At 67.3% G+C, this 13,451-nt stretch carries 14 protein-coding genes; 3 read left to right on the forward strand and 11 right to left on the reverse strand.

Annotated features, from left to right (window positions below):
* Positions 1-18: 18 nt before the first annotated feature.
* On the forward strand, positions 19-903 hold the full coding sequence (locus MSG_RS22765; protein WP_096444739.1) for an HhH-GPD family protein: 885 nt from the start codon (positions 19-21) through the stop codon (positions 901-903).
* On the opposite strand, the gene MSG_RS22770 is transcribed toward MSG_RS22765, so the two are convergent.
* A complete protein-coding gene (locus tag MSG_RS22770; protein ID WP_096443252.1) occupies positions 886-1,641 on the reverse strand; it encodes an alpha/beta fold hydrolase in 756 nt (251 codons plus the stop codon). The genes MSG_RS22765 and MSG_RS22770 overlap by 18 nt on opposite strands.
* Before the next feature lie 63 nt (positions 1,642-1,704).
* Here MSG_RS22770 and mhuD point away from each other — a divergent pair, with 63 nt between their 5' ends.
* Entirely contained in the window at positions 1,705-2,025 is a 321-nt protein-coding gene (gene mhuD, locus MSG_RS22775; RefSeq protein ID WP_096443254.1) for a mycobilin-forming heme oxygenase MhuD, read from the forward strand.
* Positions 2,018-3,358 carry a Cpe/LpqF family protein gene (locus tag MSG_RS22780; RefSeq protein ID WP_232011328.1) on the forward strand — a complete coding sequence of 447 codons (1,341 nt, stop codon included), beginning with the start codon at positions 2,018-2,020 and terminating at the stop codon, positions 3,356-3,358. Before mhuD ends, MSG_RS22780 begins: the two co-directional genes overlap by 8 nt.
* 3 nt (positions 3,359-3,361) lie before the next feature.
* Here the strand turns inward: MSG_RS22780 and MSG_RS22785 are convergent, their stop codons facing one another.
* The 10 genes from MSG_RS22785 to MSG_RS22830 form a co-directional block, all read right to left on the reverse strand.
* Positions 3,362-3,913, reverse strand: coding sequence for a histidine phosphatase family protein (locus MSG_RS22785; RefSeq protein WP_096443258.1), 552 nt, complete (start codon positions 3,911-3,913; stop codon positions 3,362-3,364).
* Entirely contained in the window at positions 3,910-4,701 is a 792-nt protein-coding gene (locus MSG_RS22790) for a CbtA family protein (protein WP_096443260.1), read from the reverse strand. The genes MSG_RS22785 and MSG_RS22790 overlap by 4 nt, the downstream gene beginning before the upstream one ends.
* Positions 4,702-4,711: 10 nt before the next feature.
* Positions 4,712-4,933, reverse strand: coding sequence for a CbtB domain-containing protein (locus MSG_RS22795; protein WP_232011108.1), 222 nt, complete (start codon positions 4,931-4,933; stop codon positions 4,712-4,714).
* A 481-nt stretch (positions 4,934-5,414) separates the two neighbouring features.
* On the reverse strand, positions 5,415-7,946 hold the full coding sequence (gene clpC1, locus MSG_RS22800) for an ATP-dependent protease ATP-binding subunit ClpC (protein WP_096443264.1): 2,532 nt from the start codon (positions 7,944-7,946) through the stop codon (positions 5,415-5,417).
* Positions 7,947-8,274: 328 nt separating this feature from the next.
* Positions 8,275-8,613 carry a histone-like nucleoid-structuring protein Lsr2 gene (gene lsr2 / locus MSG_RS22805; protein WP_025736770.1) on the reverse strand — a complete coding sequence of 113 codons (339 nt, stop codon included), beginning with the start codon at positions 8,611-8,613 and terminating at the stop codon, positions 8,275-8,277.
* A gap of 121 nt (positions 8,614-8,734) precedes the next feature.
* The gene (lysS, locus tag MSG_RS22810) at positions 8,735-10,243 is read right to left on the reverse strand and encodes a lysine--tRNA ligase (RefSeq protein WP_096443266.1); all 1,509 of its coding nucleotides are present in this window, start codon (positions 10,241-10,243) and stop codon (positions 8,735-8,737) included.
* 57 nt (positions 10,244-10,300) lie between these two features.
* Complete coding sequence (locus tag MSG_RS22815; protein ID WP_096443268.1) at positions 10,301-11,116, reverse strand: type III pantothenate kinase; 816 nt, start codon at positions 11,114-11,116, stop codon at positions 10,301-10,303.
* 2 nt (positions 11,117-11,118) lie between these two features.
* Positions 11,119-11,538, reverse strand: coding sequence for an aspartate 1-decarboxylase (gene panD / locus MSG_RS22820; protein WP_096443270.1), 420 nt, complete (start codon positions 11,536-11,538; stop codon positions 11,119-11,121).
* Positions 11,538-12,470 carry a pantoate--beta-alanine ligase gene (panC, locus tag MSG_RS22825; RefSeq protein WP_096443272.1) on the reverse strand — a complete coding sequence of 311 codons (933 nt, stop codon included), beginning with the start codon at positions 12,468-12,470 and terminating at the stop codon, positions 11,538-11,540. Before panC ends, panD begins: the two co-directional genes overlap by 1 nt.
* Positions 12,467-13,378, reverse strand: coding sequence for a Rossmann-like and DUF2520 domain-containing protein (locus MSG_RS22830; RefSeq protein ID WP_096443274.1), 912 nt, complete (start codon positions 13,376-13,378; stop codon positions 12,467-12,469). Before MSG_RS22830 ends, panC begins: the two co-directional genes overlap by 4 nt.
* Positions 13,379-13,451 lie beyond the last annotated feature (73 nt).

Genomic DNA, 13,451 nt, shown 5'->3' on the forward strand with positions numbered 1-13,451 from the left:
GGCGTGCCCCGGGCGCCGATGCCTAGTCGTGGGCAAATCCCGGCGAGTGAACTTCTGGGTTGGTACGAGCACGCGCGCCGCGATCTGCCGTGGCGCGAACCGGGCGTCAGCGCGTGGCAGATCCTGGTCAGCGAGTTCATGCTGCAGCAGACGCCGGTGGCGCGCGTGCTGCCGATCTGGATCGACTGGGTGGCGCGCTGGCCCACGCCCTCGGCCACCGCGGCGGCCAGCGCCGCCGATGTGCTGCGCGCCTGGGGCAAGCTCGGGTATCCGCGACGGGCCAAGCGCCTGCACGAGTGCGCCGTCGTGATCGCGCGCGATCACGACGATGTCGTTCCCGACGACGTCGAAACCCTGTTGGGGCTACCGGGTATCGGCAGCTACACGGCGCGGGCCGTGGCGTGTTTCGCCTACCGCCAGACGGTTCCAGTGGTCGACACCAACGTGCGCCGGGTGGTGGCCCGCGCCGTGCGCGGCCTAGCCGACGCCGGCGCGCCGTCGACAACGCGCGATCATGCCGACGTTGCCGCTTTGCTGCCGGAAGACGCTACGGCGCCGGTCTTTTCGGCGGCACTGATGGAGCTGGGAGCCACCGTGTGTACGGCCCGAGGGCCGCGGTGCGGGTTGTGTCCGCTGGGCTCGTGCGCATGGCGGAACGCCGGCTATCCCGCCGCGCAGGGGTCTGCGCGACGGGTGCAGACGTATGCCGGCACCGATCGCCAGGTCCGTGGACGTCTGCTGGATGTGTTGCGCGCCAACGCCTCCCCGGTGACCCGGGCCGAGCTCGACGTGGCGTGGCTGACCGATACCGCGCAGCGCGACCGGGCGTTGTATTCGTTGCTCGCCGACGGACTGGTCACCCAAACGGCCGATGGGCGGTTCGGGCTAGCCGGCGAGGAATAGCTCGAGCGCCTCACGGTATACCTGCGGCGCCTCGTCATGGATCAGATGGCCGGCGTTCGGCACTGCCAAATATGTTGTCAGTGAACGTCTTTCAGCCATCGTGCGCATCTGACCCGGTGGAGTGACCGAATTGCCGGCCTCGAGCAGCAGCGCCGGTGCCCGCACCGCCGACCACTGCGACCAGTAGTCGCGGGTGCCCCATTCGGCGGCGATCTCAATCCAGCGCGCGGTGTGCCCGTGCAACCGCCACCCGGTGTCGGTGCGGTCGAAGGCCTCCAGGAAATACCGCCCGGCAACGGGTCCGAATTCACCGAATACCTGCTCTGCTGAGGAGAATTCGACCGGCAGCGCACGCAACCACGGCTCCCACGGGCCGGTGGTGCGGCCGCGGAAATCCGGCGCCATGTCCTCGACGACCAGGGCCGAAACCAGATCGGGGCGCGCCGCGGCCAAACACCACGAGTGCAGGCCCCCCATCGAATGCCCGACCAGCCGCACCGGCGACCCCAGCGCGCCGACCGCGTCACCGAGATCGGTCACGAACCGTTCGGTGCTGATCGGATGCGGATGGTCGACGTCGCGACCGCGGTGCCACGGCGCGTCGTAGGTGTAGACCGTGCCCAGCCTCGTCAGCCACGGAAGTTGACGCGACCAGGTGCTGCCCCGCCCCATCAGGCCGTGCACCAGCACCAACGGCTCACCTTCGCCGCCGCGGCAGGTGAGCAAATCGCCGGTCATCCCTCCATCTTGCGTGGCAAACCCGAGGGCGGGGTGAGGTGGGGGCGCGGTAGCCTAACAGGCATGCCGCCAGTGGTGAAGATCAACGCAATTGAAGTACCCGCCGACGCTGGCCCGGAACTGGAGAAGCGGTTCGCCCACCGCGCGCACGCGGTCGACAATCAACCGGGCTTCCTCGGCTTTCAGCTGCTGCGTCCGGTCAAAGGTGAGAACCGGTACTTCGTGGTGACACACTGGGAGTCCGATGAAGCGTTCCAGGCCTGGGCAAGCGGGCCCGCCGTCGAAGCCCATGCCGGCCAGCGTGCCAACCCCGTCGCGACCGGTGCGTCGCTGCTGGAATTCGAGGTGGTCATGGACGTCACCGGGAAAAAGCCCTCTGCGTAGCCCACACCCGGCGCGGCTGCTGGCCGTCACCACCGCAGCGGCATTGGTCGCGGCCCTGGCACCGGGCTGCGCGCCCTCCCCGTCGTCGCTGGCCAACGCCGCGAATCCGGCCCGGCAGATCGACACCCGGACGCCGCCGGGCCTGCGCGCTCAGCAGACCATGGACATGCTGAACTCGGACTGGCCCATCGGCCCGGTCGGGGTCCGCACCCTGGCCGCTCCCGACAAGGTCGACCCGGTGGAAACCATCATGGAGGCGTTGTGGTGGGATCGCCCCTTCGCCCTCGACAGCGTGGACATCAGCGCCAGCGCGGCCACACTGCACCTCACCTCGTCCTACGGCGCGCGCCAAGACATCCGGATTCACACCGACGACGATGGCAGGGTCGATCGGTTCGATCTCGAGACGCTGCCGCCGACCGTAGCTTCATGGCACGACGTGGACGGGGTGCTGAGCAAGACCGGTGCCCGGTATTCCTACCAGGTCGCCAAGGTCGACAGCGGCCGATGCGACCCGGTGCAAGGCACCAATACCGGCGAATCCCTGCCGCTGGCGTCGATTTTCAAGCTGTACGTGCTGCACGCGCTGGCGGGCGCGGTGCGCAACCACACGGTGTCCTGGGACGACCAGCTGACGGTCACTGAGAAGAGCAAAGCCGTGGGCTCGTCGGGCCTGGGATTGCCTGTCGGAGCACAGGTTTCGGTTCGCACCGCTGCCGAGAAGATGATCGCCACCAGTGACAACATGGCCACCGACCTGCTGATCGAACGGATGGGCACGCACGCCATCTCCGAAGCCTTGGCGACGGCCGGCCATCACGACCCGGCCAGCATGACGCCCTTCCCCACGATGTACGAGTTGTTCTCCATCGGCTGGGGGCAACCGGATCTGCGCAGCCAGTGGCAGCACGCGGACCCGCAAGCCCGGGCCCGGCTGCTCGCCCAGGCGAATTCCACTCCATACCAACCCGACCCGACCCGCGCGCACAGCCCGGCGTCGGCCTACGGCGCCGAGTGGTACGGCAGCGCCCAAGACATCTGCCGAGTCCATGCGACGCTGCAGGCCGACGCGGTCGGTGAGGCCGCACCGGTCCGGCAGATCCTGTCCGCGGTGTCGGGTATCCAGCTGGACCGGAATGTGTGGCCCTACATCGGCGCGAAAGCCGGTGGCCTGCCCGGAGATTTGACCTTCAGCTGGTATGCGGTCGACAAGACACAACAGCCGTGGGTGGTCAGCTTCCAGCTCAACTGGCCGCGAGATCACGGGCCGAAGGTGACCGGCTGGATGCTGCAGGTAGCCAAGCAGGTCTTCGGGCTGATCGCGCCGCAGTAGCCCTCAAAGCCTCAGCGTCCAAGCGTTTCCGCGGCGGTGCATCCCGACCGAGCCGACCGGCTTGACGTCGACGCGCCAGAACGATGCCGGCGCGGACTTCAGGGCAACCACGATCGCCGCGCGGATCACCGCCGGGTGCGTGACGGCGACGGTCCGTAACCCGTTGCCCGCCAAGGACTCCAGCCAGCCCTCGACCCGTTCGATGAGGCCGGTCACCGACTCACCGCCGTGCGGCGCAGCAGCGGGCTCGGTCAGCCACTGCCGCAGGTCGGCCGGCGCGACGGCGTCCAGCGCCTGCCCGCGCCACCGCCCGCAGTCGAGGTCGGCCAATCGGGGCTCCGTAGCGGCTTGCAGGCCAAGCAGCTGCGCGGTCTGGCGAGCCCGGCGCTCCGGAGCCGTGAGCTGACGGGTGTGGGCGGCAACCTCCGGGCGCGCGGCCGCTTCAGCCTGCCGCCGCCCCGTGTCGTTCAGCGGTTCGTCGACGGGAAATCGCCCGGTCGCCATCGCGTCGGTCATGGCGTGCGACAGCAGCGTCAGCCGGACGACGTCGGTCACGCCGCGATGCTCGATGCCCGTCCGCTCACGGCCTTGCCCTCGATCAGCCGCTCGGCAAGCGGCGCGAAGACCAGGCCGATGGTCACCCACAGCACCAGTTGCGTTGCCAGCGAGAGCAACCGGAATTCGTAGAGGACGTCGGCGGGGAAGCCCGGATAGCTGATCGCACCCGAGGCGTCGCGCAGTGGTTGCGGCGTCTCGTCCACCGTCGGGAGCAGCACCATCACGAGTGCGGCCATCACCACGTAGCCACCCGCGGCGAGCAGCCGGCCGTTCCACGCACCGAACCGGTTGGTGAGCCGTCGGGCCAGCGACACGGCCGCGACCGCCAGCAACACCGAAACTCCAACCATCACCAGGTACCATCCGGTGCGTTCAGCGATCGTGTCGGACTGACCGACGGCCGGCGGATTCGGCGGATACTTCACGAACGGAACCAGGTAAACCGCGACGAACGCCCCCGCGGCGAGCGACGCCGAAAGCGGCCGCGGGGCAACGTTTCCGGCGCGGCCGTAAGCGACCACGAACGCCACCGCGAACAGCGCGCCCATGGCGAGACCGAAGATCAAGACACCGAAGCCCAGCCCGGCACCCGACTGCACGCCGCGGCTGAACAGCTCGGCGCCGTGCTCGTGCAGGCCCTGGGCCTGCTCGGCCTCGGTCCGGCCGTCCTCGAAGGCGATCGCGCGGCCGATGACCGGCTCGGCGCAGAGGCGGGAGAAGACGAAGGCCAGCACCGCGCCAACGGCGCCGGCCAGCAGCCCGCGTGCGATCAGACGCTTTTCCACGCTGGACGGGTCAGTGGCAGGGGAAGCCGAGCAGATGCCGTGCGTCGTGCACGAACTCGTGCACGTGGGTGTCGCTGCCGAACACCGACACCGCGCCCTGGTCCACGCCGACGAAGTAGATCGCCAGCAATGCCAAAAAGGCAGTCGCCGCCAGCCACAGCGCGGCGCTGGTCGCCGATAGATCTATCGCGCGCGTAGGGGTTGTCTTGGAACCGGCCACAGGATTGGACACCATCGACTCCTTCTGGGATTTCGCGTCCCGCTGGTGGTGTTGGCGACGAGTTGCGGGTCTGACTATGGACAGTGGCGCGACCGTTCTGGAGTTTCACCAGATTCCGTTACCCGTCTATCAACATGGGTCAGTCTAAACCGTCGACCCGAATGAAGATCAATCGATTACCGCTGCGGTGGTTCCCGCCGTAGCCGAGCTCCGATCTCGGCGACGTCGAACCGCATCGCAATGATCGCGTGCACACGCGTTGGATCTCCCAGCCCGGAAGATCGTTGGTGGTCACGATCAGCACAAACGAGCCCCTCTTCTAGAGCACAGCACAAGCGGGCGGTAGCCCCGGCAGAGACTACCGCCCGCTTGTGGCGACCCGCTTCACCCGGCTACGCCGCGCTCACGATCGCCACGCCGCCCGCTTGTGGCGACCCGCTTGACCCGGCTACGCCGCACTCACGACCGCCACGCCGCCCGTTTCCGCTGATCGCTATTGCGGATCTGCGCTGTGCGCCCCGGCCTTCGCCAAATCCGGCTCCGACGGTGGCTTGCGGGCTCCGGTGAAGGTGAACACCGCTTCCTCGCCGGTCCCCTCGCCGTCCCAGTTGTCGACGTCGACCGTGACGACCTGTCCCGGACCGACCTCCTCGAAGAGGATCTTCTCCGACAGCTGGTCCTCGATCTCGCGCTGGATGGTGCGCCGCAGCGGGCGGGCGCCCAGCACCGGGTCGAAGCCGCGCTTGGCCAGCAGAGACTTGGCTTTGTCGGTGAGCTCCAACGCCATGTCCTTGTTCTTCAGCTGGGTGGCGACCCGGGTGATCATGAGGTCGACCATCTGGATGATCTCCTCACGAGTCAACTGGTGGAAGACGATGATGTCGTCGATGCGGTTGAGGAACTCCGGGCGGAAGTGCTTCTTCAGCTCGTCGTTGACCTTCTGCTTCATCCGCTCGTAGTCGTTCGCCCCGCCACCCTGGGTGAAGCCCAGGCCGACCGGCTTGGAGATGTCCGAGGTGCCCAGGTTGGACGTAAAGATCAGCACGGTGTTCTTGAAGTCGACCGTGCGACCCTGACCGTCGGTGAGCCGACCGTCCTCGAGGACCTGCAACAGGCTGTTGTAGATCTCCTGGTGCGCCTTCTCGATCTCGTCGAACAGCACGACGCTGAACGGCTTGCGCCGCACCTTCTCGGTGAGCTGACCGCCCTCCTCGTAGCCGACGTATCCGGGCGGGGCGCCGAACAGCCGCGACGCGGTGAACCGGTCGTGGAACTCACCCATGTCGATCTGGATGAGCGCGTCGTCGTCGCCGAACAGGAAGTTGGCCAGCGCCTTGGACAGCTCGGTCTTACCGACACCGGACGGGCCGGCGAAGATGAACGAGCCCGATGGGCGCTTGGGGTCCTTCAACCCGGCACGCGTGCGGCGGATCGCCTTGGAGACCGCCTTGACGGCATCCACCTGGCCGATGATCCGCTTGTGCAGCTCATCCTCCATGCGCAGCAGCCGCGTGGTCTCGGCCTCGGTGAGCTTGAACACCGGGATGCCGGTCCAGTTGCCCAGCACCTCGGCGATCTGTTCGTCGTCGACCTCGGCCACAACATCCAAATCGCCTGAACGCCATTGCTTTTCGCGCTCGGCACGCTGGGCGACGAGTTGCTTCTCGCGGTCGCGCAGGCTGGCGGCCTTCTCGAAGTCCTGGGCGTCGATCGCCGATTCCTTCTCCCGGCGCGCCTCGGCGATCTTCTCGTCGAACTCGCGGAGGTCGGGCGGCGCGGTCATGCGGCGGATGCGCATCCGCGCCCCGGCCTCATCGATCAGGTCGATCGCCTTGTCCGGCAGGAACCGGTCGTTGATGTAGCGATCGGCCAGGGTGGCCGCGGCCACCAGCGCCGAGTCGGTGATCGAGACGCGGTGGTGCGCCTCGTACCGGTCGCGCAGACCCTTGAGGATCTCAATGGTGTGCTCCACCGTCGGCTCGCCGACCTGCACCGGCTGGAAGCGGCGCTCCAGCGCGGCGTCCTTCTCGATGTACTTGCGGTACTCGTCGAGCGTGGTGGCGCCGATGGTCTGCAGCTCGCCGCGGGCCAGCTTGGGCTTCAGGATGCTCGCGGCGTCGATCGCGCCCTCGGCGGCACCCGCCCCGACCAGCGTGTGCAGCTCGTCGATGAACAGGATGATGTCGCCGCGGGTGTTGATCTCCTTGAGGACCTTCTTCAACCGCTCCTCGAAGTCACCGCGGTAGCGGCTGCCCGCGACCAGCGACCCCAGGTCCAGGGTGTAGAGCTGCTTGTCTTTCAGCGTCTCGGGGACCTGGCCGTGCACGATGGCCTGCGCCAGGCCCTCGACGACGGCGGTCTTGCCGACGCCGGGCTCGCCGATCAGCACCGGGTTGTTCTTGGTGCGCCGGCTCAGCACCTGCATCACCCGCTCGATTTCCTTCTCGCGGCCGATGACCGGGTCCAGCTTGCCTTCCATCGCGGCGGCGGTCAGGTTGCGGCCGAACTGGTCGAGTACCAACGAGGTGGACGGGCTGCCGGACTCGCCGCCACGGCCACCCGTGCCTGCTTCCGCGGCCTCCTTGCCCTGGTAGCCGCTCAGCAGCTGGATCACCTGCTGGCGCACCCGGGTCAGCTCGGCGCCGAGCTTGACGAGCACCTGGGCGGCAACGCCCTCGCCCTCCCGAATCAGCCCCAGCAGGATGTGCTCGGTGCCGATGTAGTTGTGGCCGAGCTGGAGCGCCTCGCGCAGGCTCAGCTCGAGGACCTTCTTGGCGCGCGGGGTGAACGGGATGTGCCCCGACGGGGCCTGCTGGCCCTGGCCGATGATCTCCTCGACCTGGCTGCGAACGCCCTCCAGCGAGATCCCGAGCGATTCCAGCGACTTCGCCGCGACGCCTTCGCCTTCGTGAATCAGACCCAGCAGGATGTGCTCGGTCCCGATGTAGTTGTGGTTGAGCATCCGGGCCTCTTCTTGCGCCAGGACGACCACCCTGCGGGCACGGTCGGTAAATCTTTCGAACATCGGTGGTTACCTGCTCTCCCTCACCATCGGTACGACCCTCTTAGCGGTTCCCGCCGGCCCCGAAGGGCCGGAACTGCGTACCTGGTGTCCACTGTAATGGTCGGCCCGCCGGGCTTCCTACCTCGCGGTGCCTTGCCGTCGGGCCCTGCGAAGCCTGTCCCCGCCTATCTTCGGATCTCCCTCCGACGTCGGGGCCGCAATTGATCAAACGGGGCGAACCGTCAAATCGTTTCCGCAAGCCGCCGGCAATTGTTTCGCCACCAGCGAAAGCGACAAAGAACCGGCGCCCAGGCCTAATGACTGACCCGGGCGCCGGTTTGCCGTCTGGTCAGGTTGCCGCGTGGAATGCGTCGATGACGTCGGCCGGGATGCGGCCGCGCGTCGACACGTTGTGACCGTTGCGACGAGCCCATTCGCGGATTGCCGCGCTCTGTTCGCGGTCGATGGCGCCGCGACCGCGGCCGGAACCCGAACGCCCACGACGACGCCCTCCGACACGACGTCCGGCCGCCACCCACTGCTTGAGATCACCGCGGAGTTTCGCGGCATTCTTAGTCGAAAGGTCAATCTCATACGTCACCCCGTCAAGCCCGAATTCGACAGTTTCGTCGGCGGCACCCGCACCGTCGAAATCATCGACCAAGGTGACGGTGACTTTTTTCGCCATTGGCTTACCCTCGCGTTTCTTCCTGAGCAGTTGCTGAGCAGATTGAACCCACTCCCCGGTTAACAACCTGCCATATGTACGCAGCATACTCAATCTGAGCGCGCGACGTACAGTTCAGCTTTCAGCTCGAGTGCGGCCGAACAATCGGGAACAAAACTGTCTCTCTAATTGAGAGTCCGGTCAAACACATCAACAACCGATCTATACCCATTCCGGTTCCAGTGCATGGCGGCATCCCATACTCGAGCGCAGCAAGAAAGTCTTCGTCGAGCAACATGGCCTCGTCGTCTCCGGCCGCCGCGGCACGCGCCTGCTCGGCGAAACGCTCCCGCTGCACGACCGGATCGTTCAATTCGGAGTACCCAGTCGCCAGTTCCACGCCTTGCACGTAGAGATCCCACTTCTCGGTGACCCCCGGGATACTGCGATGCTGGCGCGTCAAAGGTGTTGTCTCGACTGGGAAATCCTTGACGAAAGTGGGGGCGCTCAAGGTGTTGCCGACGAAGTGCTCCCAGAGTTCCTCGACGAGCTTTCCATGCCCGTAGCCACGGTCGGCGGCTATCTCCGGAATCTTGTCACCGAGCTGATCGATGATGGTCCACAGCCGCTCTACGGAGGTATCGGGGGTGATCTCTTCACCGAGCGCCGCCGACAACGACGGATACATTTGTATCGACGCCCATTCTCCGTCTATGTCGTAGACGCTGCCATCTGGCAACGCGAGTTGTCGGGTTCCGATCGCCTCGTCGGCCACCTCTTGAATAAGCTCTCGGGTGGTGACTGCCGAATCGTCATACGTTCCGTAGGTCTGGTACGTCTCCAACATCGAAAATTCCGGAGAATGCGTCGAATCGGCCCCTTCGTTTCGGAACACGCGATTTAGTTCGAAGACCTTGTCGAATCCCCCGACGATGCACCGCTTGAGGAACAGTTCGGGCGCTATGCGCAGGTAGAGATCGATGTCGAGCGCATTGGAATGGGTGACGAACGGGCGGGCCGCCGCGCCCCCGGCGAGCGTCTGCAACATCGGAGTTTCGACTTCGAGAAACCCGCGCCTTTCCAGCGCGTTGCGTATCGCCCGGACGACGGCGATTCGCTGCCTGGCCACCTCGCGGGCCTGCGGACGGACGATCAAATCGACGTAGCGCTGGCGCACCCGCGACTCTTCGCTCATTTCCTTATGCGCGACCGGCAGCGGACGCAGCGCCTTGGAGGTCATCTGCCAGGAATCGGCCAGCACGGACAATTCGCCGCGCCGTGAGCTGATCACGTTGCCGTGTACGTACACGATGTCGCCGAGGTCGACATCGGTCTTCCATGCGTCCAGCGATTCCTGACCGACTTTGCCCAGGCTGATCATCACCTGCAGGGTGGTGCCGTCGCCGTCCTGCAGCGTCGCAAAGCAGAGTTTTCCGGAGTTGCGCGCGAAGATGACGCGGCCCGCAATGCCGACGACGTCGTCGGTGGCGGTGTCGGTCGGCAGATCGGGATGCGCGGCCCGGACCTCGGCCAGGGTGTGGCTGCGTTCGACGGCCACCGGGTAGGGGTCGTGGCCCTCCGCCAACAGCCGAGCACGCTTGTCCCGGCGGATCCGGAATTGCTCGGGGGCGTCTGAATCGGCGGCACTCACGACCTGCCAGCTTAAATGACGGCGCGGCGTGGTTGCGCCGACGGCGTCGCGGGTCGGCTAGCGCGCCGTCTTCAACCGGCCGCGCTGCACCTCGCGATTGCGGTCGAAGACCAGCCGCAGCCCCAGCAGGGTCAGGTGCTTGTCGTAGTGGTTCTCGGTGTGCAGTTCCGGCAGCAGCAGCGAGGCGTCATGGCCGGTGGTCACGACCACCACGTCGTCGCCGGCAAAACCGTCGATGTCCTCGCGAATGCGATTGATCAGGCCGTCGACCAGACCGGCGAAGCCGAACACCGCGCCGGCCTGCATGCACTCGACGGTGTTCTTGCCCAATACCGAGCGGGGTCGGGCCAATTCGACGTGGAGCAACGCGGCCGAGCGGGCCGCGGCGGCGTCCGAGGAGATCTGCACCCCGGGGGCGATGGCGCCGCCGAGGAACTCGCCCTTGGCCGACACCAGGTCCACGCAGATCGACGAGCCGAAGTCGACGACGATGGCGGGCTTGCCGAACTTGTGAAAAGCCGCCAGGCAGTTGACGATTCGGTCGGCTCCGACCTGCTTCGGATTGTCTACCAGCAACGGGATGCCGGTACGCACCCCGGGTTCGATCAGCACGTGCGGCACCGACGGCCAGTACTGGTCGAGCATGAGGCGCACCTCGTGCAGCACCGAAGGCACGGTGGACAGCGCGGCGGCGCCGGTGAGCCGCTCGGAGTCGTCGCCGATCAGGCCGTCGATGGTCAGTGCCAGTTCGTCCGCCGTGATCTCGGATTCGGTGCGAATCCGCCACTGCTGCACAACCTTTGCCTGCTCCTTACTGCCGGACAGCAGGCCGACGACGGTGTGCGTGGTGCGGACGTCGATCGCCAGCAGCACCGCTACCGAGCCCCCATCCTCGGGTCCAGCAGCTCCGCCGCGTCGTCGGGCACGTGCGCCGGATCGTGTCCCAGGTCGATCGCCTTGTTCTCGGCATCGACGAACACGATCCGCGGCCGGTAGGCGCGCGCCTCGGCCTCCTCCATCGTCCCGTAGGCGATCAGGATGACCAGATCACCCGGGTGGACGAGATGGGCTGCGGCGCCGTTTATTCCGATCACACCGCTGCCCCGCTCACCGGTGATCGCGTAGGTGACGAGCCGGGCGCCGTTGTCGATGTCCACGATGGTCACCTGCTCGCCCTCCAACAGGTCGGCGGCATCCATCAGGTCGGCATCGATGGTCACCGAGCCGACGTAGTGCAGATCGGCCTGCGTGACGGTCGCGCGATGGATCTTCGACCTGAGCATGGTCCGTAACATCAGTTCCTCCAGGGTGATTCATTGGTGTCCGGCCCCACGGGTGCCGGCGTGGCTTGCACTTCGATCGCGATGTTGTCCAACAGTCTGGTGCCGCCCAGCCGGGCAGCGACGAGCAGGCGCCCGGTCCGGCCGGGTTGCAGCGGACCGAGGTCCGCGTCGCGCAGCTCCACGTAGTCGACGCCGATGGCGGGCACGCCGTCGAGCACGGCCCGCGCGGCGTCCAGTGCGGCCGCGGCGCCGTGGTGCGCGGCGTGCGCACCGGCCGTCAGCGCGGCCGAAAGCGTCACGGCCAGTTCGCGTTGCGCGGGGTCCAGGTAGCGGTTGCGCGACGACATCGCCAAACCGTCGGGCTCGCGCACGGTCGGTACGCCGACCACCGCGACCCCGAGGTTCAAGTCGCTGACCATCTGCCGGATCATGATCAGCTGCTGGTAGTCCTTCTCGCCGAAGAACACCCGGTCGGGGCGCACGATCTGCAGCAGCTTAAGCACCACGGTCAGCACACCGGCGAAATGCGTTGGCCGGATGCTTCCTTCGAGCTCGGCGGCCAGCGGGCCGGGCTGCACGGTGGTGCGCAGGCCGTCCGGATACATCTCGGCCGCGGTCGGCGCGAAGACGATTTCGACGCCCTCGCCGCGCAGCAGCGCCACGTCGGCGTCCAGCGTGCGAGGGTAGGCGTCCAGGTCTTCCGCGGCGCCGAATTGCAGCGGATTGACGAAGATCGAGACCGCGACGACGGATCCGGGCACCCGCTTGGCGGCGCGCACCAGCGACAGGTGCCCGTCGTGCAGGGCGCCCATCGTGGGCACCAGCATCACCCGGCGACCGGTGGTCCGCAGCGCGCGGCTGACGTCGGTGACTTCGCGCGGTGCCGAGTACAGGTTGAGTTCGCCGGGCCTGAAGGCCGGCGTGCGGGGCCGTAGCGCGTTCATCGGGCCAGTACCTCGACGACGTCCTGCGGGGCATGGGCGCGCTGCGCGGTGCGCAGGGCGTTCACGCGATAGGCCTGGGCCAGTTCCGGGTCGACGCGGTTCAGCGCGGCCAGGTGCGCCGCGACGGCGGCGGCATCACCGCGCGCGACCGGGCCGGTGAGCGCGGCCTGCCCACGGACCAGGGTGTTCTCCAACGCCGCGCGGGCCAGCGGCCCGATGACGCGTTCGGCGAGGCCGCCCGGCTGCTCGTCGACGAGTTGCTGGCCCAACAGTTCGCTGCCGCGCAGCGCGGCCCGCAGCGCGTCGAGTGCATCGGCGAGCACCGCGACGATGTGGTTGCCGGCGTGGGCCAGCGCGGCGTGATAGAGCAGGCGGGCATCCTCGGCCACACAGAACGGCTCCCCGCCCATCTCGAGCACCAGCGACTGCCCGATGGCGTATCCGACCTCGTCGGCCGCGGTGATCCCGAAGCAGGTGTCCGGCAGGCGGCTGATGTCCTCGTCGGAGCCGGTGAATGTCATCGCCGGATGAATTGCGAGCGGTATGCAGCCGTCCTGGGCCAGCGGTTGCAAGATGCCGACGCCGTTGGCGCCGGACGTGTGCACCACGATGGTGCCGGGGCGCACCGCCGCGGTCGCGGCGAGGCCGGACACCAAGCCGGCCAGTTCGCTGTCGGGAACGGCCAACAGCAGCAGCTCGGCATCGGCCGCCACGTCCGGCGGGGCGGCCACGTGGGTGTCAGGCAGCCGGCGCTGTGCCCGCTGCCGGGACGCATGCGAAATGGCGCTGCACGCCACCACCACGTGATCGGCGCGCTCCAGCGCCACTCCCAGCGCGGTACCTACCCGGCCGGCCGAGATGATTCCCACCTTGAGCCGCGCGGGGCGCAATCCGTCGAGCTGCACCATCGCAGACGACCTCACCTGTGTCTTTCTTCGTTCCGGTCCCATCGCGTGGGTACCGTTCGGTCAGTAGAACTGT

Source organism: Mycobacterium shigaense (assembly GCF_002356315.1).
GTDB lineage: Bacteria > Actinomycetota > Actinomycetes > Mycobacteriales > Mycobacteriaceae > Mycobacterium > Mycobacterium shigaense.